At 71.9% G+C, this 23,428-nt stretch carries 25 protein-coding genes; 11 read left to right on the forward strand and 14 right to left on the reverse strand.

What is annotated here, in order from left to right; all coding sequences use genetic code 11:
• Positions 1–125 precede the first annotated feature (125 nt).
• From purM to QQX09_RS08710, 6 genes are all read right to left on the reverse strand, one after another.
• On the reverse strand, positions 126–1,244 hold the full coding sequence (purM, locus tag QQX09_RS08685) for a phosphoribosylformylglycinamidine cyclo-ligase (protein WP_301133528.1): 1,119 nt from the start codon (positions 1,242–1,244) through the stop codon (positions 126–128).
• On the reverse strand, positions 1,241–2,755 hold the full coding sequence (gene purF / locus QQX09_RS08690; RefSeq protein WP_301133530.1) for an amidophosphoribosyltransferase: 1,515 nt from the start codon (positions 2,753–2,755) through the stop codon (positions 1,241–1,243). Before purF ends, purM begins: the two co-directional genes overlap by 4 nt.
• A complete protein-coding gene (locus QQX09_RS08695) occupies positions 2,752–3,066 on the reverse strand; it encodes a hypothetical protein (protein WP_301133533.1) in 315 nt (104 codons plus the stop codon). The genes purF and QQX09_RS08695 overlap by 4 nt, the downstream gene beginning before the upstream one ends.
• Positions 3,067–3,250: 184 nt before the next feature.
• Positions 3,251–4,180 carry a carbohydrate ABC transporter permease gene (locus QQX09_RS08700; protein WP_301133540.1) on the reverse strand — a complete coding sequence of 310 codons (930 nt, stop codon included), beginning with the start codon at positions 4,178–4,180 and terminating at the stop codon, positions 3,251–3,253.
• Complete coding sequence (locus QQX09_RS08705) at positions 4,180–5,082, reverse strand: carbohydrate ABC transporter permease (protein WP_301133970.1); 903 nt, start codon at positions 5,080–5,082, stop codon at positions 4,180–4,182. Before QQX09_RS08705 ends, QQX09_RS08700 begins: the two co-directional genes overlap by 1 nt.
• A gap of 184 nt (positions 5,083–5,266) precedes the next feature.
• Positions 5,267–6,637, reverse strand: a complete 1,371-nt coding sequence (locus tag QQX09_RS08710; RefSeq protein ID WP_301133543.1) for an ABC transporter substrate-binding protein — start codon at positions 6,635–6,637, stop codon at positions 5,267–5,269.
• 282 nt (positions 6,638–6,919) lie between these two features.
• Between QQX09_RS08710 and QQX09_RS08715 the strand changes: the two genes are divergently transcribed.
• The 5 genes from QQX09_RS08715 to QQX09_RS08735 all read left to right on the forward strand — a co-directional run bounded on the left by QQX09_RS08715 (position 6,920) and on the right by QQX09_RS08735 (position 12,361).
• Positions 6,920–7,708: a sensor histidine kinase gene (locus QQX09_RS08715; RefSeq protein ID WP_301133545.1), complete on the forward strand. Its 789-nt coding sequence runs from the start codon at positions 6,920–6,922 to the stop codon at positions 7,706–7,708.
• A complete protein-coding gene (locus QQX09_RS08720) occupies positions 7,705–8,358 on the forward strand; it encodes a response regulator (protein ID WP_301133548.1) in 654 nt (217 codons plus the stop codon). The genes QQX09_RS08715 and QQX09_RS08720 overlap by 4 nt, the downstream gene beginning before the upstream one ends.
• A 93-nt stretch (positions 8,359–8,451) precedes the next feature.
• Positions 8,452–9,675, forward strand: a complete 1,224-nt coding sequence (locus tag QQX09_RS08725; protein ID WP_301133550.1) for a serpin family protein — start codon at positions 8,452–8,454, stop codon at positions 9,673–9,675.
• Positions 9,676–9,755: 80 nt separating this feature from the next.
• Positions 9,756–10,508: an ABC transporter ATP-binding protein gene (locus tag QQX09_RS08730; RefSeq protein ID WP_301133552.1), complete on the forward strand. Its 753-nt coding sequence runs from the start codon at positions 9,756–9,758 to the stop codon at positions 10,506–10,508.
• Positions 10,505–12,361, forward strand: coding sequence for an FtsX-like permease family protein (locus QQX09_RS08735; protein WP_301133554.1), 1,857 nt, complete (start codon positions 10,505–10,507; stop codon positions 12,359–12,361). Before QQX09_RS08730 ends, QQX09_RS08735 begins: the two co-directional genes overlap by 4 nt.
• 205 nt (positions 12,362–12,566) lie before the next feature.
• On the opposite strand, the gene QQX09_RS08740 is transcribed toward QQX09_RS08735, so the two are convergent.
• The 6 genes from QQX09_RS08740 to QQX09_RS08765 all read right to left on the reverse strand — a co-directional run bounded on the left by QQX09_RS08740 (position 12,567) and on the right by QQX09_RS08765 (position 17,184).
• Positions 12,567–12,938: a sterol carrier family protein gene (locus QQX09_RS08740; protein WP_301133556.1), complete on the reverse strand. Its 372-nt coding sequence runs from the start codon at positions 12,936–12,938 to the stop codon at positions 12,567–12,569.
• Positions 12,939–12,951: 13 nt separating this feature from the next.
• Positions 12,952–13,227 (reverse strand): Txe/YoeB family addiction module toxin, encoded by a 276-nt coding sequence (locus tag QQX09_RS08745; protein ID WP_301133558.1) that lies wholly within the window; start codon positions 13,225–13,227, stop codon positions 12,952–12,954.
• A complete protein-coding gene (locus QQX09_RS08750; protein ID WP_301133560.1) occupies positions 13,224–13,475 on the reverse strand; it encodes a type II toxin-antitoxin system Phd/YefM family antitoxin in 252 nt (83 codons plus the stop codon). The genes QQX09_RS08745 and QQX09_RS08750 overlap by 4 nt, the downstream gene beginning before the upstream one ends.
• A 132-nt stretch (positions 13,476–13,607) precedes the next feature.
• The gene (gene purL / locus QQX09_RS08755) at positions 13,608–15,914 is read right to left on the reverse strand and encodes a phosphoribosylformylglycinamidine synthase subunit PurL (protein ID WP_301133562.1); all 2,307 of its coding nucleotides are present in this window, start codon (positions 15,912–15,914) and stop codon (positions 13,608–13,610) included.
• A gap of 161 nt (positions 15,915–16,075) precedes the next feature.
• Positions 16,076–16,621, reverse strand: coding sequence for a hypothetical protein (locus QQX09_RS08760; RefSeq protein WP_301133564.1), 546 nt, complete (start codon positions 16,619–16,621; stop codon positions 16,076–16,078).
• The gene (locus QQX09_RS08765; protein WP_301133566.1) at positions 16,618–17,184 is read right to left on the reverse strand and encodes a hypothetical protein; all 567 of its coding nucleotides are present in this window, start codon (positions 17,182–17,184) and stop codon (positions 16,618–16,620) included. Before QQX09_RS08765 ends, QQX09_RS08760 begins: the two co-directional genes overlap by 4 nt.
• Positions 17,185–17,294: 110 nt before the next feature.
• Here QQX09_RS08765 and QQX09_RS08770 point away from each other — a divergent pair, with 110 nt between their 5' ends.
• Complete coding sequence (locus QQX09_RS08770) at positions 17,295–17,546, forward strand: type II toxin-antitoxin system Phd/YefM family antitoxin (RefSeq protein WP_301133568.1); 252 nt, start codon at positions 17,295–17,297, stop codon at positions 17,544–17,546.
• Complete coding sequence (locus QQX09_RS08775; RefSeq protein WP_301133571.1) at positions 17,543–17,854, forward strand: type II toxin-antitoxin system RelE family toxin; 312 nt, start codon at positions 17,543–17,545, stop codon at positions 17,852–17,854. The genes QQX09_RS08770 and QQX09_RS08775 overlap by 4 nt, the downstream gene beginning before the upstream one ends.
• Before the next feature lie 39 nt (positions 17,855–17,893).
• Here QQX09_RS08775 and QQX09_RS08780 read toward each other — a convergent pair whose 3' ends face one another.
• Complete coding sequence (locus tag QQX09_RS08780) at positions 17,894–19,165, reverse strand: hypothetical protein (protein WP_301133572.1); 1,272 nt, start codon at positions 19,163–19,165, stop codon at positions 17,894–17,896.
• A 75-nt stretch (positions 19,166–19,240) separates the two neighbouring features.
• Here QQX09_RS08780 and QQX09_RS08785 point away from each other — a divergent pair, with 75 nt between their 5' ends.
• Positions 19,241–19,744, forward strand: a complete 504-nt coding sequence (locus tag QQX09_RS08785) for a phosphoribosyltransferase (protein WP_301133573.1) — start codon at positions 19,241–19,243, stop codon at positions 19,742–19,744.
• 15 nt (positions 19,745–19,759) lie between these two features.
• On the opposite strand, the gene QQX09_RS08790 is transcribed toward QQX09_RS08785, so the two are convergent.
• On the reverse strand, positions 19,760–20,152 hold the full coding sequence (locus QQX09_RS08790) for a VOC family protein (protein WP_301133575.1): 393 nt from the start codon (positions 20,150–20,152) through the stop codon (positions 19,760–19,762).
• Positions 20,153–20,226: 74 nt separating this feature from the next.
• On the opposite strand from QQX09_RS08790, the gene QQX09_RS08795 reads away from it, so the two are divergent.
• From QQX09_RS08795 to QQX09_RS08805, 3 genes are all read left to right on the forward strand, one after another.
• Positions 20,227–20,640, forward strand: coding sequence for a rhodanese-like domain-containing protein (locus QQX09_RS08795; RefSeq protein ID WP_301133577.1), 414 nt, complete (start codon positions 20,227–20,229; stop codon positions 20,638–20,640).
• Between the two features lie 263 nt (positions 20,641–20,903).
• The gene (locus QQX09_RS08800) at positions 20,904–21,923 is read left to right on the forward strand and encodes a LacI family DNA-binding transcriptional regulator (protein WP_301133579.1); all 1,020 of its coding nucleotides are present in this window, start codon (positions 20,904–20,906) and stop codon (positions 21,921–21,923) included.
• 121 nt (positions 21,924–22,044) lie between these two features.
• Positions 22,045–23,370, forward strand: coding sequence for an ABC transporter substrate-binding protein (locus QQX09_RS08805; RefSeq protein WP_301133581.1), 1,326 nt, complete (start codon positions 22,045–22,047; stop codon positions 23,368–23,370).
• Positions 23,371–23,428: the final 58 nt, after the last annotated feature.

Here is a 23,428-nt window from a genome sequence, read left to right on the forward strand (position 1 = left end):
GCGCAACCGCCGTACGCGACCGGCTCTCGGCCGCATCGTCCCTGAAAAAGCGGAGCCGAACGGGCCTCGTACGCCGGTTGGTGCGGCCGGGGTGCGGGCGGGCGGGGGTACCGGGGCGGGCGGGCTCAGGAGGCCCGGTACGCGCCCGACATGACCACGGTGCCGCCGTCGACGCCCTTGGCGCCGCGGACCACGTCCGGGCCCGTCGGCAGGCCGGCATCCGCGCCCACGGTGCCGAGCGTCCACGCGGGCACGCCCGCGGCGGCGGAGGCCGCGATGAGCGCATCCGCCTCGGCGGGGTCGACCACGGCGACCATGCCCACGCCCATGTTCAGCGTCGACTCCAGGTCGTTCCACGGCACCGCGCCGGCGGCCTGGACCACCGAGAACACGGCCGGCAGATCCCAGGCGTCGCGCGCGACGGAGGCCGCCAGGCCCTTGGGCAGCACGCGCGCGAGGTTGGCCGCGAGACCGCCGCCGGTGACGTGCGAGAAGGCGCGCAGCCCCTCGAACGACTCGGCGAGCGAGACGCACAGCTGCGAGTAGATGCGGGTGGGCTCGAGCAGCTCCTCGCCCACGGTGCGCCCCAGCTCCGGGATCGCGGTCGACAGCGACCACCCGGCGTGCTCGACCACACGACGGACGAGCGAGTACCCGTTCGAGTGCAGACCGGAGGACGCCATGGCGACCACGACGTCGCCGGAGCGGACCCGCTCCGGCCCCAGCAGGCGCGAGGCCTCCACCACGCCGATGGCGGCGCCCGCGACGTCGTAGTCGTCCGGCTCCATCACGCCCGGGTGCTCGGCGGTCTCGCCGCCGACGAGCGCGACGCCGGCCATCTCGCAACCCTCCGCGATGCCGCGCACGATGTCCGCGATGCGCTCGGGGACCACGCGGCCGCACGCGATGTAGTCGGTCATCACCAGGGGCTTCGCGCCGCACACGACGATGTCGTCGACGACCATCGCGACGAGGTCCTGACCGATCGTGTCGTGGACGTCGAGGGCGCGGGCGATGACGATCTTGGTGCCCACGCCGTCGGTGGACGAGGCGAGCAGCGGGCGGTCGTACGCCTTCAGCGCGGAGGCGTCGAAGAGGCCCGCGAACGCGCCCACGCCGCCGAGCACCTCGGGGCCGTGCGTGCGCGCCACGGCCGACTTCATCAGCTCGACGGCCTTGTCGCCGGCCTCGGTGTCGACGCCGGCCGCGGCGTAGGTGATGCCTTCGGACGGGACAGAGCTCACGAGGAGACCTCCACGGGCTGCGACACCAGCAGGTGTCGGGCGTTGACGGGCGGCTCGACCGGGTAGGTGCCGGTGAAGCAGGCGGTGCACAGGCGGGACTCGGCCTGCTCGGTCGCCTCGAGCATGCCCTGGAGCGAGATGTGGCCGAGGGAGTCCGCGTCGATCTGGCGGCGGACCTCCTCCATGGTGTGCCCCACGGCCGCGAGCTCGTCGCGCGTGGGGAAGTCGATGCCGTAGAAGCACGGCCACTGGACCGGCGGCGAGGAGATGCGGACGTGCACCTCGGCGGCTCCCGCCTCGCGCAGCATCGCGACGAGCGCGCGCTGCGTGTTGCCGCGCACGATCGAGTCGTCGACCACGATGAGGCGCTTGCCTGCGATGACCTCGCGCAGCGGGTTGAGCTTGAGGCGGATGCCGAGCTGGCGCAGGGTCTGCGACGGCTGGATGAACGTGCGTCCCACGTACGAGTTCTTCACCAGGCCCTGGGCGAACGGGATCCCGGAGGCCTGCGCGTAGCCGACCGCGGCGGGCGTGCCGGACTCGGGCACCGGGATGACCAGGTCGGCCTCGACCGGGTGCTCCTTCGCGAGCGTGCGGCCCATCGCGAGGCGCGCGGCCTGCACCGAGCGGCCCGCGATCGTGGTGTCGGGGCGGGCGAGGTAGACGTACTCGAAGATGCAGCCCTTCGGGTCGGCCTCCGCGAAGCGGCGCGTGCGCACGCCCGTCTCGTCGATGACGAGGAGCTCGCCCGGCTCGACCTCGCGCTCGAGGCGCGCGCCCACGATGTCGAGCGCCGCCGTCTCCGAGGCGATCACCCAGCCGCCGCTCTTGAGCTGGCCGAGCACCAGCGGACGGAAGCCCTGCGGGTCGCGCGCGGCGTACATGCGGTGCTCGTCCATCCACACGAACGAGAAGGCGCCCTCGACCTGCGGCAGCAGGTCCATCGCGACGTCCTCGAGCGAGTCGAAGCCCTCGGCGCCGAGCAGCGCGGTCACGATCGCCGTGTCCGTGCACTTGCCGCCCTTGAGGTCGAGCCGCTTGGCCATGCCCTCGCGCGCGATCAGCAGGTCGAGCAGCTCCTGCACGTTGGTGAGGTTGCCGTTGTGGCCCAGCGCGATGGTGCCGTGCGCGGTGGGGCCGAGCGTGGGCTGCGCGTTGGCCCACACCGATGCGCCGGTGGTCGAGTAGCGCGTGTGGCCCACGGCCATGTGGCCCTGGAGCGCCTCGAGCGCGCCCTCGTCGAACACCTGCGACACCAGGCCCATGTCCTTGAACACGAGGATGTTGTCGCCGTTCGAGGTGGCGATGCCCGCGGACTCCTGGCCGCGGTGCTGAAGCGCGTACAGCCCGAAGTACGCAAGCTTGGCGACCTCCTCACCGGGGCCGAAGACGCCGAAGACGCCGCACTCGTCCTGGGGGGTGCTCTCGCCCGGCATGAGGTCGTGGTTGAGGCGGCCGTCGCCGCCGCGCCGCGCGGTGAGGGGCGTGCCGTCGGGGCGTCGCTGGGTCATCGGCCGGGCTCCGTTCGGGGGGACGATGCGCGGTCGAGGCTCGTGGCCACCGCGCCGCCGACCACGGCGCCGAGCAGGCACAGCCCGAGCGCCAGGACGAGGAACACCAGGAAGCGTCCCACGCCGGTCGAGTTGGGAAGGAAGGTCGCGAGGACCGCGGCGACGAGGATGCCCGCGCCCACGCCGGTGCCGATGAAGCTCCCGAAGCGCGGCGACCGGCGCACGGTCGCGGGGATGGCCACGCTGGCGAGGTCCTCGGGCGGGGGCTCGGGGACGTCGGACGCGCTCTCGTGCGGAGGGAGGTCGCTCACGCGCCAATTCTAGGCGGTGCCCGTCCGGGCCACGAACGGCCCGCGGGTGCGGCTCGGCTGCCTGGACCGGCCCGGCCCCCGCGCCGCAGGGACGCCCGCGCATCGTCCCGACACGAGACGAGGCCGGGGGCCTGTGCGACCCCCGGCCTCTCCCCGGTCCCCCCTCGTGCTCGTCGGCCCCGGGTCACCCCTTCGTGGAGCCGGCGAGCAGACCGCGGACAAAGTACCGCTGCAGCGAGAAGAACACGATGAGCGGCACGATGGTGCCGACGAAGGCGGCCGCGGTGAGCAGCTCCCAGTCGTTTCCTCGGGTACCCGCGAACTCCGCGATGCGCTGTGTCACCGGCGCTGTTCTCACGGTGCCGCCGGAGAAGACCAGCGCCACGAGCAGGTCGTTCCACACCCACAGGAACTGGAAGATCGCGACCGAGGCGATCGCGGGGACCGAGAGCGGGATCACCACGCGGCGGAAGATCTGCGCGTGGTTGGCGCCGTCGACCTTGGCCGCCTCCATCACGTCGCGCGGGATCTCCGAGATGAAGTTGTGCAGCAGGAAGATCTCGAGCGGCAGCGCGAAGATCGTGTGGGCTATCCACACCGCCGGGAACGTGCCCCCGATGTCGAGCCACGGGTAGTTGAAGATCTTCAGCAGCGGGATCAGCGCCATCTGCAGCGGCACGATCTGCAGCGCGAACACCAGCACGAACAGCCACGACGAGCCCTTGAACGGGATCCACGCGAAGGCGTACGCCGCCATCAGCGCGAGCGTGATGGGGAACACGGTCGCGGGCAGCGTGATGACGATCGAGTTGATGAAGTAGGTGCCGAGGCTCGCGGACGAGGCCCCGGACTCTGAGAACACCGCCACGTAGTTGTCGAGCGTGAAGCTCGGGTTGGTGATGATGGTCCACCAGCCCGAGTTCGCGATGTCCGTGTCGGGACGGAAGGACGAGACGAACAGGCCGAAGGTCGGGATGGTCCACAGCGTCGCGATGACGATCGCGAAGAAAGTCGCGGTGCGCGAGGTCAGACGCTTCTTGACCCGCTTGGTCTTGCCCCCCGAGGAGCCGGTCGGCTCGTCGACCACGGGCTCGGGTGCGATCGCGGCGCTCATCAGTGCGTCTCCTTGTGCTGGCGCAGGACTCGGATGTTGTAGATGACGATGGGCAGCACCAGGATGAACAGCACCACCGCGAGTGCGGCACCGATCTCAGGCTGGCCCAGCCGGAAGGCTCTCGTATACATCTCGTTCGCGACGACCGACGTGTTGTACTGGCCACCGGTCATGGTGCGGACGATGTCGAAGACCTTCAACGTCGAGATCGTGATCGTGGTGACCACCACCACGAGCGAGCCGCGGATCCACGGCAACGTCACATGGAGGAACCGCTCCCATGCGCTCGCGCCGTCGAGCTCGGCTGCCTCGACGATCTCCGCGGGGACGCCCTTGATCGCGGCGGACAGCACGACCATCGCGAATCCGGTCTGGATCCACGCCATGACGACCAGCAGGAAGAACGTGTTCCACGGCGGCGTCTCGACGAACTGGTACGGGGACATTCCGAGCCAGACGAGGATCTGGTTGAGGAGGCCGATCTGCGGGAAGCCCTCCGACCGGTACGTGTACATGAAGCCCCAGATGATCGAGGCACCCACGAACGAGATCGCCATGGGCATGAACACCAGCGACTTGAGGATCTTCTCGCCCTTGGCGCGGTCGATGAACAGCGCGTAGGCGAGTCCGACCACCGTCGAGATCGTCGGCACGAACACCACCCAGATGAGGGTGTTGCGCAGCACCACCTGCCCGGTCGGGTCGGTGAAGATCGTGACGAAGTTGTCGAGTCCCACGAACTCGCCCGCCTTCGTGGTCACCGACTGCCAGATGGTCGAGATCGCGGGCCAGATCATGCCCGCGGCGAGCAGCAGCATCGCCGGCAGCACGAACAGCAGCAGCTGGACCACGTCGCGGCCCTTCTTCGGCGCGTTGTCGGCGAGGAACATCACCAGACCCATGACCGCGAGGAACACCACGATCGCGATCGCGGCGAAGCCGAGCTTGGGGCTCTGCTCGGCCCAGAAGCTCTCCGTGCGGAGCGCCCCTGCGACCAGACCTGCGTGGACCGTCATCATTGCCCACTCCCTTCGATGGCGCGATGCGCCGACCGGGGATCACCCGGTCGGCGCATCGCGGTTGACATCAGGACGAGGGCCAGGTCCCGTCGATGAAGGACGTGACCTCCTCCGTGGACTTGGTCCCCTGGACCCAGTCGGTGATGCCGGTCCAGAACGAGGCGGAACCCACCTCGGCCGGCATGAGGTCGGCGCCGTCGAACTTGAACAGCGTGTCCTCGCTCTGCAGGAGCTCGACGGCGGCGGTCATGAGCGCGGAGCTCGCGTTCGCCGGGTCGAGGCCCTGGTTCGCGGAGATGACGCCGCCCAGGCTCACGCGGATGTTCGCCCAGTCGTCGCTCGAGAGGAACGTCTGGAAGGCGACCGTCGCCGGGTTGTCGTTGAAGGCCGTGATGAACTCGCCACCGCCGGTCACGGCGTCCGGGTCGTCGGCGTTGACCTTCGGGGTGATGAAGGCCCAGATGTCGCCGTCCTCGGCCACCACGGTGCCCTCGGGCCAGAAGCCCTCGTAGAACGAGGCCTGGTGGTGGAGCGAGCAGTTGCCGTCGAGGATCGGCAGGCCTGCATCGCCGAAGGCCGTCGAGGCGATCGTCTCGGGACCGCCGATGCCGCCGTTGACGTAGTCCGCGTTGAGCGCGATGTCACCGAAGGTGTCGAAGGCGGTCTGGATCTCGGGGTCGGAGAACTTCACGTCTCCCGCGACCCACGCGTCGTACGTCTCCGCACCCTGCTGGCGGAGCACGATGTCCTCGATCCAGTCGGTGCCGGGCCAGCCGGTCGCCTCGCCGGACTCGAAGCCGATGCACCACGGGCGGTACTGCGTGTTGTCCGCACCGTCGTCGGCCATCTGCGCCGTCAGGGTCATCATGTCGTCCCACGTCTCGGGGACCTCGTAGCCCTTCTCGGCGAACTCGGTGGGCGAGTACCAGATCCAGCCCTTGACGCTCGCCATGAGCGGCGCGGCGTAGAAGGTGCCGTCGACCGTGCCGTACTCCTTCCAGCTCTCGGTCCAGAACTCGTCGACATTCGCCTCGACGCTCTCCGGGGCAGGAACCACGGAGCCACCGTTGATGAAGCGGGCAGCCAGACCGGGCTGCGGGAAGATCGCCAGGTCCGGCGGATCGCCGGCCTCGACGCGGACGTTCATCTGCGTCTCGAACTCCTGGTTGCCGATCCAGTCCACCGTGATGCCGGTGCACTCCTCGAAATCGGCCCACGACTCGACGAGGCGGTCCGCCTCCAAATCCACCTGGGTGCCGTAGATCTCGACGGACTCGCCGTCGAAGGTGCCGTAGTCCGCATAGGCCTCGCAGCCCTCGGCCATCGCGCCGCCGGAGGCATCTCCGGAGCTCTCACTGTCGGATCCGCCGGAACACCCGGCGAGGACAAGGCCGCCCACCGCGAGCGCGGTGACCGGCAGGATGAAACGTCGGTTCATGGGTAATGCGCCTCCTCTTCGTTGAGCTGCGCCCGTGCGTACCGCTGACGACGGCACGCACGGAGCCGCGCCCGAGACGACGAAGAGACCGCATCCCCATCGACGCAAGCGCTTACAGCCGAACGTAGTCCCCCGCGCCACGGTGCCGCAACCGGGGTTACCGGTGTGCCCCTCAATCGTTACTCCCGCGTGACCTGGGACGATGCGGCGCGCGGGCCCTCGCGTGGGGCTCTGTGAGAGCGCTCTCCCTCGCAGATGGGGCGAGGCCGTACAGTGAGCGCCATGACCTGGGGGCTCGCGGTGCTCGCGCTCGCCGCGGGAGCGCTCGCGGCGGTGCTGGGCGCCCGGCTGGCGGTCGAGCGGCGCCGCGCCCGCGCGCTCGCCGAGGAGCGGACGCAGGAGGGTGCCGCGGCCCTCGCCCTCGCCGCCTCGAACGAGCGCGCGCGGATCGCCCGCGAGATGCACGACGTGGTCGCCCACACCCTCTCCGTGGTGGTCGCGCAGGCGGACGGCGGCCGCTTCGCCGGCCGCACCGATCCGGCCGCCGCGCTGACGAGCCTCGACACGATCGCCGACGTCGGCCGCTCGGCGCTCGCCGAGATGCGCGCGCTGCTCGGGGTCCTCCGGGACGGCGACGGCGACGCCGCGCTCGGCCCGCAGCCCTCGCTCGCCGACATCCCCGCCCTGGTCGCGTCGATGCGCGAGGGCGGGCTCGAGGTCTCGTACGTCACCACCGGCACCCCGCGGCCGCTGCCCATCGGCGCCGGGCTCGCCGCGTACCGCATCGTCCAGGAGGCCCTCACCAACGTCCTCAAGCATGCCGGGCCGCGGGCGACCGCGTTCGTCCAGCTGCGATGGGAGGACGATGCGCTGGCCCTCGCCGTCTCCGACGACGGCCGGGGTGCCGCCGCCCGCGGGGACGGCGCCGGGCTGGGGATCGCCGGCATGGCCGAGCGCGCGACCGTCTTCGGCGGCATGCTCACCGCTGGCCCGCGCGCGGGCGGCGGCTTCCTCGTGCGCGCCCGCCTACCCCTGACACCCCGTACCTCGCCTCAGATGGAGGACGCATGATCCGGGTCGCGCTCGTCGACGACCAGCAGCTCATCCGCGCCGGCTTCCGCATGGTGGTCGACTCGCAGGACGACATGACCGTCGTGGCCGAGGCCGGCGACGGCGCGGACGCGATCGACACGCTCGCCTCGCTCGCCCCGCCCGCCGACGTCGCGCTCGTCGACGTCCGCATGCCCGGGACCGACGGGATCGCGGCCTGCCAGGCCATCACCGCATCGTCCCCCACGAAGGTAATCATCCTCACGACCTTCGACCTCGACGAGTACGTCGTTGCCGCGATCAGGGCCGGGGCCTCGGGCTTCCTGCTCAAGGACGCCCCGCCCGAGGACCTGCTCGGGGCGGTGCGCACGGTGCACGCAGGGGATGCGGTGATCGCGCCCTCGTCGACGCGGCGGCTGCTCGCGCGGGTCGCGGCGCTGCCGGACCCGGTGGACGACGTGCGGTTGGCCGCCCTCACCGACCGCGAGCGCGAGGTGCTGCTGCTCATGGCACGCGGGCTGTCGAACCAGGAGATCTGTGGCGAGCTCCACCTCGCCGAGCCGACGGTGAAGACGCATGTGGGGCGCGTGCTCGCGAAGCTCGGCGCGCGGGACCGGGTGCAGGCGGTGGTGATGGCATACGAGGCGGGGCTGGTGAGACCGCTCGGCTGAGGCGGTCTTCGAACAAGGGGGTGTGCGGTGCATGCTGGCGGAGCGAAGGGCGCGATCGGGGTCGCTGTCGGAGGGCTCCTGTTGGCTGGGTGCATGACCGCTCCCGCCACCTCCGTGCCGGTGCCCGACCCGGCACCCACGTTCGACAGGCCCGCGCCCACCCCGGCCGCGGCGGTGCCGCTCGCCGCGTCCCTCAACGAGACCGGGTTGAGCATCTTCCGCGTCGCCGCCGGGGACGAGAACCTGGCGCTCTCGCCCGTGTCGATCGGGCTCGCGTTCGGCATGGTCGGCGCCGGGGCCTCGGGACCGGTCGACGCGGCACTCGACGAGCTGTTCGCCTACCCGGCCGAGGGCGAGTCGCTGCTGAGCGCCTTCAACTCGCTCGGCCTGACCGTGGCGAGCGAGGCCGGAGAGGGAGGGCTGACGACCGACGGCGAGCCGGTGGACCTGCCCATCGTCCGGATCGCCAGCTCGGCGTGGTTCGAGGACACGTTCACCCCCGACCCGGGCTACGTCGACACTGTCCGGACGTGGTTCGGCGCGGAGACGCAGAGCCTGCCGCTGCTCGAGGATCCCGCCGGCTCGCGCGAGGTCATCGACGGGTGGGTCAAGGACCGCACCGCGGGCCTGATCCCCCGGGTGATGCCGCAGAGCATCCCCAACGAGGACACCCGCTTCATCCTGGTCAACACGGTCTACCTCAAGGCGCAGTGGTGGGCGCCGTTCTTCGAGGCCGGCACCCACCCAGAGCGCTTCACCCTCCTCGACGGCGGCCGCGCCACCGTGGATCTCATGGCGGTGGGAGCGGACGTCGACTACGTCCAGGCCGAGGGCTACGACGCCGCGGTGCTGCCCTACGTGGGCGACCTCGAGATGACGCTGGTCGTGCCGCACGAGGGCGAGTTCGTGGCGGTCCGGGACGGGCTCGACGGAGTGGCGCTGGCCGCGCTCGACGACGCCCGCGCACCGGGTCACGTGTACGTGCGCATGCCTCGTTTCGCGTCCGAGTCCAGCGTCGACCTGCGAGAAGTCATCGGCACGGGCATGGGGGTCGACGGGCTGTTCGGCACCATCGGGCTCGACGGGATCGGCCCCGAGCTGGAGGTCGGCGCCGCCGTCCACGCCACCAAGGTCATCGTCGACGAGGACGGCACCGAGGCCGCCGCCGCGACGGTGGTCGAGGGCGCGGCCGGCGCCGCTCCGCCGGAGTTCGACGCGGAGATCATCGCGGACCGGCCGTTCCTCTACGTCATCCGCGACACGACGTCGGACGCGATCCTGTTCGTCGGGCAGTACGTGGATCCCGACGGTGGCTGACCCGTCATACCTGGGTATCACCCCGATTCGAGACGCGGGGACGATGCGCGGGCCTGGCGAGCGCCGATAGTTTCTCCCGCATGGATACCAGGGGGGACCTGCCGCTCGCGCTGAGGGCGCGAGGGCTGACCAAGACCTACGGCGCGGGCGACGCCGCGGTCACCGCCGTCGACCACGTCGACCTCGACATCCCGACGGGGGTGCTCACCGCCGTGATGGGGCCGTCGGGCTCGGGCAAGACCACGCTGGTCCATCTGCTCGCGGGGCTCGACCGGCCCGACACCGGGCAGGTGTGGGTGGGCGAGGACGAGATCACCGCGATGAGGGAAGGGCAGCTCGCGAAGGTGCGCGGGCGCATCGTCGGCTTCGTCTTCCAGGGCTTCAACCTGCTGCAGACGATGACGGCGCGGGAGAACATCGTGCTGCCGCTCCGGCTCAACGCGCTGCCCGCGGACGACGCGTGGCTCGCCTCCCTGGTGGAGATGCTGGGCATCGGGCGCGAGCTCGACCGCCGCCCCTACGAGATGTCGGGCGGCCAGCAGCAGCGCGTCGCCATCGCCCGGGCGCTCATCACCCGCCCGCGCATCGTCCTGGCCGACGAGCCGACGGGCAACCTCGACACGCACGCGAGCGCGGAGATCCTCGCGCACCTGCGGCAGTCGTGCCGGGAGCTCGGGCAGTCGGTGGTGATGGTGACGCACGACCCGACCGCGGCGTCGTACGCGGGCCGGGTGCTGCTGTTCGCGGACGGCAAGGTCGCGGGGCACGTGACGGATCCGACGCCCGAGGCCGTGCTGGCCGGGCTCGACGCGCTGGCGGGGGTGGAGCGATGAGGCGCCTGGCGGAGATCGCGGTCGCCGTGAGCGGCGTGACCCTGGGCCTGGCGGTCGAGCCGGTCTGGATGCCCGACTCGGGCCTGGACTACTCCAGCCTCACCTCGCTCACGATGCTCGGGCCCTATGCGGTGCCCTTCATCGCCGTGGTGCTCACCACGGTCGCCGGGACGCTCCGCGCCGCGCACCTCGTGACCCGGCGCGCCGAGCTCGCCTCGAGGCGGGCGCTCGGCCAGTCCCGCGGCTCGCTCGTGCGCGCCGAGGCGCTGCTCGGCGCAACCTCCGGCGCCGCGTGGGGCGGCGCGGCGCTCGTCGCGGGCTCGGTCGTCCGCCAGGCGAGCCAGGGGTTCGGCCCCGGCTCCCCCTACTGGGGCGCGCTCGGCACGCTCGCGTGGTTCTGGCTCGCGCTCGTGCTCGGCGCCGCCGGCGGCTGGCTCATGGCGGCCGCATGGGCGACGCGCGACACGCGCGACGATGCGTCGGCGAGGCGGTCCGTGGAGTCCGCGCCGCGCGCGCGCCGCGAGCGGTGGCCGTGGGCGGCCGGCGCCCTCGCCCTGCCGACGCTCGCGATGTCCGTCACGGGCTGGCCGGGCGACGTGGCGATGCCGTGGACGCTGGTGCTGTTCCTCGTGAGCGCGCTGGGCTACTACGTGGCGGTCCCCGCGCTGCTGGTCCGGTGGGGTTCCCGCCTCGGTCTCGCGATCCTCCGTGGGATCGCACGGGTGCTCGACCGGGCCGCTTCCCCCGCGAGCGCATCGTCTCTCGCGGCTGACTCCCTCATGCGGCGCACGCCCCTGCGCGGCGCGGCGCTCGGCGCGATCGGGCTCGTCGTCGCCGTCGCGACCGGTGCGAGCCTGGCCCTCAACGCCAACACCGCACGGAACGCGCTCGCGAACGAGCTCGCTCCCGACGCCATCGTCGCGAGCGTGCCCGTGATCGAGTCCGGCCGCCCCGTCGCCGATCAGCCCTCCCCGGGCTGGGCGCCCGCGCTCGACCCGGTGATCATCGCGGAGCTCGAGGCGGATCCCGCCGTCGTGGTCGTGCCGGCAGCCGTCCTCACGGTGGGCGTCGACCGCGGCATCGACACCGTGTTCGCCGTGGACCGCGATGCGCTCGACGGCCTCGACCCGCGCGGGCTGCGACCGACGTACCTCGACGGCGCCGTCGCGATCGGGACCGGCTACGACGTCCTCATCATCGGCGACCTGCAGGTCGCGGCCGACTGGCCCTCGGTGGCCGCGCCCTTCAGCGGCATCGACCGCGACTGGGCGGAAGGCGTCCTCGGAGATGCGCCCACGTCGGCGATGCTCATCTACGGCTCCGATGCCGCCGCCGCACTCGCCGCGCACGACCTCGGCTCGGCGGTCGTCAGCTATCCCGAACGCGGCTACGTCGAGGGCGATCCCTGGGCGGACGCGTCGAGCCTCGCCCTCGTGGCGGGCCCCTTCCTGCTCGGGGCGGTCGCGATCGTGGTCGCCCTGGCCGCCGCCAGTCAACGGCTGCGGGCGCGCGAGCACGCGACGCTCGTCGCGCTCGGCGCGCGGGCCGGCACGATGCGCGCCGCCGCGGCCCTCGAGTCCGGACTGGTGACGGCGGTGGGGGCGGCGCTCGGGCTCGCCGCGGGGACGGCGCTCGGGCTCGGGATGTCGGCGCTCAACGGCGCGGGCGGGTGGGGCGTCCGACTGTGGAACCTCGGCTTCGACCTCGCGCAGGCGCCATGGGGCGCACTGATCGGGCTGGTCGCGGTCGCGGTGGCGCTCGCGTCCGGGCTCGCCGCGCTGGTCCGGATCCGGGCCGATGCGTCGAGTCCGGCGGAACAGCTGCGCGAGGCCGAGAAGGACGGTGTGCAGTGATCCGGCACCTCCTGCGGGAGCAGGCGCGGGCGCGCACTTCGTGTCCGCGTATTTCAACGCAGGCGTGAACAGGCCTCGCGACGGGCAGCGGATCCGCCCCTCCGGCGAGGCTGTTCAAGCGATTCCTGAAATTCGCGGACACGACGTGCACGCGAGCGCGCCCGACAGGGACGCAGCGAGGAGCGCGAGCGTGCGGAACGCCGACCTACAGCGCGAGCGGCAGCAGCGCCGACAGGTCCGACCGCTCGCCCGACGCGTCGACGCGGCCCTGCGCCACCGCATCGTCCCAGCGCAGGCGACCCGTGACCAGACCCAGCCAGACCTCGGGCGCCATCTCGACCACCGCGGGCGGCGTGCCGCGGCGGTGGACGGAGCCCTCGACGGCCTGGACCGCGCCGAATGGGGGCACACGCACCTCGAGGGAGCGGCCGGGCGCGACCGCGGCGAGCTCCTCGAGGCTGAAGCGCACGGCCATCGCGGTCATGCCGGGCTCGACGTTGCCCACGTCGCTGAGGAGCTCCCACTGGCGGACGGATTCGCGGCCGGCGGCGGCGGGGATGCGGCGGCGGGGAGGCATGGGGACAGCGTATTCAGTCGGTGTAGTGGAAGCGGCACGCCGCGATGCGCACCTCGTCGCCGACGACCTTGTAGACGAGGCGATGCTCGTCGGTGATGCGGCGGGACCAGTAGCCGTGCAGGCCGTGCTTCAACTGTTCGGGCTTGCCGATTCCCTCATGCGGGGTCCCGTCGGCGGCACCGCGGACGATGTCCCGGAGAAGCGTGTTGATCCGCCGCAGGACCTTGCGTTCCTGCTCCTGCCAGTGGACATAGTCGTCCCAGGCGCGGGTCTGCCACACGAGCATCATTCGAGGAGCTCGTGGACCTCGCCGCGTCCCGCCTCGAGCTCCTCGATCGCACTCAGCAGCCTGCGTGCGTTCGCCGGGTTCTGCAGCAGATAGGCGGTCTCCTTGAGCGACTCGTAGTCATCGAGAGAGACGATCACTACGGGCTCGTGGCCGGCGCGCGTGACGACTACCTCCTCGCGATCGTCGACGACCGAGTCGAGGACGCTCGCGTAGTTCTTGCGCGACTCCGAGTACGACATAGTCTTCATGATCCACCCTTCCACGTACAGAAAATTGTACGTGGAGGCGAGGGTCCGTCAACCCCCGTGTGGAGAACGCGGAACGCCCGGCCTGAAACCAGGCCGGGCGTTCGCATCGTCCCTGCTCACGCAGGGCGTGGATCAGGCGAAGCGGGTGGGAAGCGGCGCCTCCCAGGCCTCGGTGAGCTCGGCGACCGGCACCTCGAACTGGCCCTGGACCTCGAGCGCGTCGCCACCGGTGACGCCCACGCGGGCGAACGGCACGCCGCGGGCCTCGAGCATGGCGACCAGGCGGGGCTCCTCGGTGCGCGGGACCGTGAGGAGCGCGCGGCCCTGCGACTCGGAGAAGAACGCCTCCGCGGGGGTGAGCCCGTCGCGCTCGCAGACCTCGTCGAGGACGATGCGCGCCCCGACGCCGTAGCGCAGCGACCCGTAGGCCGCGGCGGCGGCGAGGCCGCCCTCGGAGACGTCGCGGGCCGCGTCGATCAGGCCGTCGCGCGAGCACGCGATGAGGATCTCCGCGAGCTCCTTCTCCCACGCGAGGTCGAGCTGCGGAGGCGTGCCACCGAGGTGGCCCGCGGTGGCGGCGAGCTCGGAGCCGTCGAGCTCCGCACGCGTCGAGCCGACGAGGAACAGCAGCTGGCCGTCCTCGCGCCAGCCCGACGGGGTCGCGCGGGCGACGTCGTCGAGGATGCCGAGGATGCCGACGATCGCGGTGGGGTTGATCGAGGAGTCGATCCTGCCGGGCTCGCCGGTGCCGTTGTAGAGCGACACGTTGCCGCCGGTGACCGGCACGCCGAGCTCCTGGCACGCGTCGGCGAGGCCACGGATGGCCTCGGCGAACTGCCACATCGAGTCGGGGTCCTCGGGCGAGCCGAAGTTGAGGCCGTCGGTCACGGCGGTGGGCTCGGCGCCGGTGATGGCGACGCCGCGGAAGGCCGCCGCGACCGACTGGCGGGCACCCTCGTACGGGTCGAGCTTGGTGAAGCGGTCGTTGCTCCGCGTCGCGATCGCGACGCCGCGGCCGGTGGCCTCGTCGATCCGGATGACCCCCGCGGTGTCGGGGCGCGACGCGGCGGTGTTGCCCTGGACGTAGCGGTCGTACTGGTTCGTGATCCACTCGCGCGACGACATGTTCGGGCTCGACAGCAGCAGCATGAACGCGCGCTTCATCTCGGCCGCGTCCGCGGGCAGCGGGATCGCGAAGCGGTCGGCCTGGAGGCCGTCCATCCACGCGGGGCGGTGGAACGGGCGGTTGTAGACCGGGCCGTCGTGCGCGACCGTGCGGGGGTCGACGTCGACGATGCGCTGGCCGTGGTGGTCGATGGTGAGGCGACCCGAGTCGTTGACCTCGCCCACGACGGCGGACTCGATGTCCCACCTGCCGGTGATCTCGAGGAACTGGTCGAGCTTCTCGGGCGTGACGACCGCCATCATGCGCTCCTGCGACTCCGACATGAGGATCTCGCCGGCGTTCAGGGTGGGGTCGCGCAGCAGGACGTCGTCGAGCCACACGTGCATGCCGCCCGAGCCGTTCGACGCGAGCTCGGAGGTCGCGCAGGAGATGCCCGCGGCGCCGAGGTCCTGGATGCCCTGGACCACGTCCGCGGCGAAGAGCTCGAGGCAGCACTCGATGAGCACCTTCTCCATGAAGGGGTCGCCCACCTGGACGGACGGGCGCTTCGCGGGGACGCCGTCCTCGAAGGTCTCGGACGCGAGGATGCTCGCGCCGCCGATGCCGTCGCCGCCGGTGCGGGCGCCGAACAGGACGACCTTGTTGCCCACGCCCTCGGCGGAGGCGAGGTGGATGTCCTCGTGCTTCATCGCGCCCACGCAGAGCGCGTTGACGAGCGGGTTGCCCTGGTAGCAGGAGTCGAAGCGCGCGCCGCCGCCGATGTTGGGCAGGCCGAGCGAGTTGCCGTAGCCGCCGACGCCGGAGACGACGCCGTGGACCACGCGCGCGGTGTCGGGGTGGTCGATGGCGCCGAAGCGGAGCTCGTCCATCGCGGCGACCGGGCGGGCGCCCATCGCGAGGATGTCGCGGACGATGCCGCCGACGCCGGTCGCGGCGCCCTGGTACGGCTCGACGAAGGACGGGTGGTTGTGCGACTCGACCTTGAAGGTGACGGCCCAGCCGTCGCCGATGTCCACGACGCCGGCGTTCTCGCCGATGCCGACCATCAGCCGCTCCTTCATCTCCGGCGTGGTCTTGTCGCCGAACTGGCGCAGGTGCACCTTGGAGGACTTGTACGAGCAGTGCTCCGACCACATGACGGAGTACATCGCGAGCTCCGCATTGGTGGGACGGCGGCCGAGCAGGTCGCGGATGCGCTGATACTCGTCGTGCTTGAGACCGAGCTCGCCCCAGGGCTGCTCCTGGTCCGGGGTCTTCGACGCGTACGAGACGGTGTCGAGCTGGGCTGCGGTGGGCTGGAGCGCGTCGGTCATGTCGTCCTCTGAGAGCCGGCGATTACCCGGCAATCCTACCGGCGGCCTCCCCTCGCGACACTCCGCACGGATCTCGCCCCGACACGCGGGTGAAACGGGACGATGCGCGGGTTCCGCGCGGCGTGTCGGGACCCCAGCCGTGCGGGCTGTCCGGGGGCGGGTCAGTTCATGAGCGTCGGGAAGTGCACGGACGAGCCGGGTGCCACGAGGACGACGGCGTCGACCTCGCCGCACGCCGCGGTCCACGACTCCGCGAGCGACCGGTCGGCGGGGTCCGCGGCCTCGAGCACGCGGCCCATGATCGGCTCGCCGCCGAGGTCGAAGCCGTCGGGCAGCGCCAGCCCGTCGGGACCACGCAGGTACGCGACGGAGCCGCCGCCTCCCACCCCGATGCCGGGGATCGCCGCGCTCCACCCGTCGACGAGCAGCAGGCCCGCGGTCGAGCCGTCGCCGAGGGTCGCGGTCGGACAGGCCGCGAAGAGCCCGTGCGGGGCGACCTGCGCGTAGTCGGCGACCGCCACGGCGTCTCCGGTCCACGCGGAGGCCTCGTAGGTGGGCACCCGCGCCGGGCGCTCCCAGACCGCGGCGACGCCCACGGCGGCGAGCGCGACGGCGGCGAGGACGATGCCCGCGAGCGCGGCGCGCCTGGTGGGAGCCCCCTTCCTGAACGGCGCAGAGTCGCGCGGCCGATCGACGGGTGCGCTCATCCCTCGATGCCGATCTCGCCGCCGCCGAGCCCGTCGGGCGCGGCCTGCACGAAGGCGGCCGCGTCGCCGCAGAGGGACGTCCAGGCCTCCGTGAGCGACGCATCGTCCGGGCGCGACGGGTCGAGGAGGCGGCCCGCGACCACGATCTCGCTGGCGCCGCCGCGTCGGGCCTCGAGGGCCGCGCCGTCGGGCCCGCCGAGGAGGCGAGGCACGGGCTCCTCGGCGACGAAGCCGGTAGTGAGCGGCCAGACGCCGCGCCACGAGTCGGCCACGATCACGGCGACCGTGCCGCCGCCATCGACGGCCGTGGCACTGGGGCACAGCCGGTTGGACACGGCCGGGTCGAGGGTCAGCGCCTCCGCGACCGGGAGCGCCTCCCCGTCCCACTCGGCGGCCGGGTAGGTCGGCAGCGTCGCGTCGCGCCACTCGACGGATCCGGAGGCGCGCCCCGCGAGCCCCACGCCGATGAGCACGAGCGCGATCACCGCGCCCGTCACGACGAGTCCGACGATCGCGGCCCTGCTGGTCGGCGCCTCATCGCGCACCTTGACGGTTGCCCCCATGGAGGGATTGTGCACCCTCGACGCGGGGTTCACCAGGGGTTTCGAGCGCGCGCGCCTCGGCGTCGGAGCATCTTCTGTACGTTGTCGGGGCCGAAACGTACAGTTGATCCATGGGCGAGATCGTTCCCGTGTCCCAAGCGCGTGCGGAGCTCCGCAGCGTGATCGAGCGCGCGCAGGAGCAGGCGATCTTCCTCGAACGCCGGGGCGCCATCGAGGCCGTGATCGTCAGCCCTCACATGTACGAGCGGATGGTGGAGGCGCTCGAGGACGCAGAGGACATCGCGGCCGCGGATGCCTCCCTAGCCGAAGGCGGACCCAACATTCCGTGGGAGCAGGTCAAAGCCGAGCTCGGCTGGTCATGATCTACCGGGTCGAGACGCGCCCGCAAGCCTCGAAGGCGCTGCGCCGCATCGACCCGCGCGACCGGACGCGCATCTACGCGGCGATCGAGCTGCTCGCCCGCGACCCCCGCCCGCCGGCGTCTCGACGATTGGTCGGCAGCGACTACTTCCGCGTGCGAGTCGGCGACTACCGAGTCATCTACTCCATCGATGACGGCCGGCTGCTCATCCTGGTGCTCACCATCGGGCACCGGCGCGAGGTGTCCGAGCGCTGGCAGAGGTCGCTCAGATCCCCGCAGGAGTCGCAGACCTCCGAGAAGCGTCGCTGAGCTCCCCGCAGCGGGTTCGGGGTGGGGCGGAGGCGGGCGTCAGGCCGCGAGCGCGTCCGCGACCGCCTCGGCGAGCTCCTCGGCCGGCAGGCCCGGCGCGTGGACGTGCACGCCCTCGGCGTCCTCCCACAGCACGCGGTCGACGCCCGGCAGCAGCCCGAGCGCGTCCGCGACCGCCTGCATGCGCGCCTGCGTGAGGGACTCGACCACGCGCGGGTGCAGCGCGACGGTGTACGTGTAGTCGTCGAGCCACGGGGTCTGCACCGTGATGGTCGCATCGAAGCCGTCGACCTCGATCGTGCGGACCGCGAGGTCGTCGTGCCGGCCGAGCCGCTCGAGGAAGGGCGCGCGCAGGAGCAGGCCGCGCCGGTCGTCCTCGGTGAGCGGCGCATCGTCCTCGCGCGCGGGCAGCTCGGCACGGGCCGCGCGACGGAGCTCGGACAGCACCTCGACGGTGAGCAGGCCGGGCGCCCACACCTCGAGGATGTGGTGGCTGCGGAATGCGACACGGGCGATGCCGGGCGCGGCGTCGCAGCCGCGCAGGAAGCGCAGCAGCGCGGGCTCGTCGATCGCGCCGGCGGCCAGCATGACGATCGCATGGTGCGTCGCGTCCGACGGGGTGCCCGGGGCGTGGCCCGGTCCCGCATCGTTCACCACAAGGCCGGGGTCGCCCTCACCCTCGGGGCCGAGCGCCTCCGAAGGCGGGACCGACGGCAGCTCGGTGGGGCGCACCGCCTTCTTGAAGAGGCCGCCCTTGGGGATGAAGGAGTCGCGGACGTCGCCGGGGGTGTCGAAGGCCTCGTAGGACAGCTCGCCCGGCGAGGCGAACCAGCGCAGCACGTCCTCGATGCCGTCCCACGCGGCACGCCCGTGACCCATCGCGGCGACCGCGTGCGGCAGCAGCGCGATCGGCGGTCCGCCGGGGCCGAGCACCGGGTCGAGATAGGTAGGCGAGCCCTCGCGTCGGTCGAGCCCCCAGGTGAGCGGCTGGTGGTCGTCGGCGAGGCCGCCCACGTAGACGAGCAGGCCGTCGATGAGCGCCGAGCCGTGCATCGTGAGCTCGCGGCCCAGGTCGGAGCGGAACGCCCAGTCGGGCTTCACGGCCGAGCGATCGCGGCGCAGGTCGCGCGTCACCCAGTCGATGGTGGGGCGCAGCTCGGCGGGGGTGAACCGGAGGTCGTGGCCCGTCGCCTTGCGCAGCTGGGTCGCGAGGTAGTCGGCGCTCTTGGGGCTCGCGGCGAGCCACGCCTGGAACCACGCGTCGGCCTCGTAGAAACGGCGCGCGTCGCCGTCGGAGGTGAAGAAGCCCATCGGTCAAGGGTACGGGGGGACGATGCGGTGGTCGCGCCGGTAATCTCGCCTCACCAGGACCCGAGCGGAGACGACATGAACCAGACCCCCGAGCGCGAGATCCTCACCTGGCAGGGCTATGGAGAGGCGTCGCGCGAGCTCGCGCAGATGGTCGTCGACTCCGGCTACGAGCCCGACGTGGTGGTCGCGGTCGCGCGCGGCGGGCTGCCGGTCGGCGGGGCGATCTCGTACGCGCTCGGCACCAAGGGCGTCGGCACGCTGAACGTCGAGTTCTACACCGGCATCGACGAGCGCCTCCCCGCACCCGTGCTGCTGCCGCCGCTGCTCGACACCGACGCGATGAAGGGGCTGCGCGTGCTGATCGCCGACGACGTCGCGGACACCGGCGAGACCCTCGCGCTCGTGAAGTCGCTCATGGAGCAGCACGCCGGCGAGGTGCGCACCGTGGTGCTGTACGCGAAGTCGCACTCGGTGATCGACCCCGACTACGTGTGGAAGCGCACGGACCTGTGGATCACGTTCCCGTGGTCGGCGCTCCCGCCGGTGAGCCCGAACAAGCCGCACCCCGAGGAGGGGTAAGCGCGCTCCGGGACGTCAGCCCGCCATCTGCGCGAGCTGGATGAGGTTGCCGCACGTGTCGTCGAGCACCGCGATGGTCACGGGCCCCATGTCGGTGGGCGGCATGGTGAACTCGACGCCCAGGGCGACGAGGCGCTCGTGCTCCGCCCGCACGTCGTCGGCCGCGAGCTGCGCGGCGGGGATCCCGTCCTCGCGCAGGGCGTCGCGGAACGGCCCGACCGCACGATGACCGGACGGCTCGAGCAGCAGCTCGACCGCATCGTCCCCCGGGGCACCGACGGTCAGCCAGCGGTTCCCGCCGCCGAGGTCGATGTCCTGGCGCGTCTCGAAGCCGAGCACGCGGGTGTAGAAGTCCTGCGCCTTCGCCTGGTCGTCGACGAACACGCTCGTGAGATGGATGCGGATCATGGGCCCTCCCCGTTCGTTTCCGAGCCTAGGCGCGTCCACCTACACTCGTGCCAACTCGACCCGAGAGGATCACGATGAGCTACGCCGGAGACCTGACCCCGCACGAGGCCTGGAAGCTGCTCGAGGACGAGCCCGGCGCGCTGCTGGTCGACGTCCGCACCGAGGCCGAGTGGCGCTACGTGGGCATCCCGGACGCGTCGAGCCTGGGCAAGAAGGCGGAGCTGATCGAGTGGGTCTCCTACCCGGCGATGGCGCGCAACGACGACTTCCTCGCGCAGCTCCAGGCGACCGGCGTGCAGCCGGGCCAGCCCATCGTGTTCCTGTGCCGCTCGGGCCAGCGTTCGATCGGGGCCGCGCAGGTCGCGACCGCGGCCGGACTGGGCCCCGCGTACAACATCCTCGAGGGCTTCGAGGGTGCGACCGACGAGCACGGCCACCGCGGCTGGCAGGGCTGGAAGGGCGCCGGCCTCCCCTGGCACCAGGGCTGAGCCGCCCCCGCATCTCCCGCTGACACGCCGGGCGGCCGCTGCGACGCGACCCGCTGCACCCCGAAGTGTCACGATTCGGTAACCCGGCTTGCTTTGTTGCGGCGAGCAACATAACGTCGTGGCATCGCGGCGCGTCGAAGCGCTTCGACCGCGGCGGCCGAGACCGGGACCCACCCGGCGACAGCCGTCGCGGCGCACGCGGGGATCACCCCCGCAACCCACGCCGGGAGGGAGCCCCGGCCGATCGAGACGACGAGGTCGAGATGGCGACGATCGCTGACGTGGCGCAGGCCGCGGGGGTGTCGATCAGCACCGTCTCGTACGCCCTGTCCGGCAAGCGCTCGATCACCGCCGAGACCCGCGACCGCGTCCTCGCCGCGGCCGACGAGCTCGGCTACCTCCCCCACGCGAGCGCCCGCATGCTCGCCGCGCACCGCTCGCACATCATCGCGGTGAGCGAGCCCGTGCACCCCGACACCGACGATGCCGCGCACATGGCCTTCGCCATGCAGACCACCCGCGTCGCCCGCGAGCACAACTACGACACCCTCCTGCTGGTCCACGACGACGCCTTCGAGGGCATGCGCCGCTCGGCGGCGACGCAGCTCGCCGACGGGATCGTCGTCCTGGACGTCGACGTGGACGATGCGCGGGTCCCGCTGGCGCGCAAGCTCGCCTGCCCCACGGTGTTCGTCGGCGTGCCCGCCGACACCGAGGGGCTCGTGTGCGTCGACCTCGACTTCGAGGCCGCCGCACGTCAGGCCGTCGACCGCCTCGTCGACGCGGGCCACACGCAGATCGGCCTGATCTCGCACCGCGAGGAGACGCTGACCCGCGGCTCGAACTTCCCGATCCGCTTCCTCCACGCCTTCCTCGCGCAGTGCGAGGCGCGCGGCGTCCGCCACGCCGTCACGCACCCCAACGGCCACACCGCCGACGGCAGCGTGCGCCGCCTGCTCGAGCAGCTGCCCGGCCTCGACGGGATCGTGCTCAACACCACCGCCGACGTGGCCTCGTCGCTGTCCGCGATCCTCGCCACCCGCGGCCTCGAGGTCCCCCGCGACGTCTCGGTCATCGCCGCCGGCGTCAGCTTCACGACGGCGCGCTTCGCCGTGCCGTTCGACACCATGCCGCTCGATGCCCACGCATCGTGCACCGCCGCCGTGGACCTCCTGGTCCAGGCGATCGACGGAGCGGAGCACACGCCCCGCATCGTCCTCCTCCCGCCCACGTACATCGACCGCGGCTCGGTGATCGCACGCGCGACGCCGGGCTCCCCCTGAGGGGCGCGCCGACCTCCCCGGCCACCCCCTCGCGCATCCGCATCGTCGAAGCGCTTCGAAAGATCGCCGACGCGACGCACCACCGGCCTCCGGGCCACGACAAGGAAGCAGGAAACGGACAATGAAGTACCGCATCACAGCAGCGACCGCCGTGCTCGCGGCCGGCGCCCTGAGCCTGAGCGCATGCTCCTCCTCCGACGACGGCGGCGACGGCGGCTCGTCCGCCGGTGCGGGCGACGGCGACTACACCGGCGAGACCCTCACCGTCATGCACTACGAGGGCGACGAGTCCGCGATGGGCATCGCCTGGAACAAGGCCATCGAGATCTTCGAGGAGGAGACCGGCGCGACCGTCGACCTCCAGACCACCGCGTTCGAGGACCTCAACGCCTCCGCGCAGCAGCTCTTCGACTCCTCCGACGCGCCCGACGTGTCCGAGTACAACAAGGGCAACGGCACCGCCGGCCAGCTCGCCGCGACCGGCGTGATCCTGCCGCTCGACGACGCGTACGAGACCTACGGCTGGGCCGACAAGCTCAGCGCCGGCATCGACACCATCGCGAAGTACGACGAGGACGGCGTCATGGGCTCGGGCAGCTGGTACGGCGTCCCGAACTACGGCGAGTTCGTGTTCCTCTACTACAACCAGGACATGTTCGACGAGTACGGCATCGACGTGCCGACCGACGAGGCGAGCCTCGAGGCCGCGATGCAGGCCTTCGTGGACGAGGGCGTCACGCCCCTCACCACGTCGGCGCAGGAGTACCCGATGGGCCAGCTCTGGTACCAGCTCGCGCTGAGCCAGGCCGACCGCTCGTGGGTCGACGCGTACCAGCTCTACACCGAGGAGGTCGACTGGGCCGGTCCCGAGGTCTCCTACGCCTCCGGCACCCTCGCGGACTGGGTCGACGCGGGCTACATCAGCGGCGACGCCTCCGGCATGACCGCCGAGGACGCCGGCCTGCAGTTCATCAACGGCGAGGCGCCGATGTTCTACTCGGGCTCGTGGTGGTACGGCCGCATGCTCTCCGACATCACGGACTTCGAGATGGGCATCACCAACTGGCCCGGCACGACCCTCACCCCGGGCTCCGGCGGCAACATCTGGGTGGTCCCGGTCGAGTCGAAGCAGCCCGAGCTCGCGGAGGTCTTCATCGACGTCACGATGCGCCCCGAGGTGCAGGCGCTGCTCGGCGAGTCCGGCGGCCTGCCGGTCGCGGCGGACACGTCCGACATCGCGGACGCCGATGCGCAGGCGCTCATCGAGCTCTTCAACGAGGTCAACGACCGCGACGGCCTGTCCTTCTACCCCGACTGGCCGACGCCGACCTTCTACGGCGACCTCAACTCCGTGATGCAGGGCATCGTCAACGGCGCCGTCTCCGCCGACGAGGCCAACACCCAGCTCATGGACTACTACGAGAGCTACGTGGCGGATCTCCGCTAGTCACCACCCTCGGCAAGGTGGGGTCCGGGCCCGCGCGGCCCGGACCCCACCGGAGACG

This window comes from Demequina litoralis (assembly GCF_030418455.1).
GTDB classification, from domain to species: Bacteria; Actinomycetota; Actinomycetes; order Actinomycetales; family Demequinaceae; genus Demequina; species Demequina litoralis.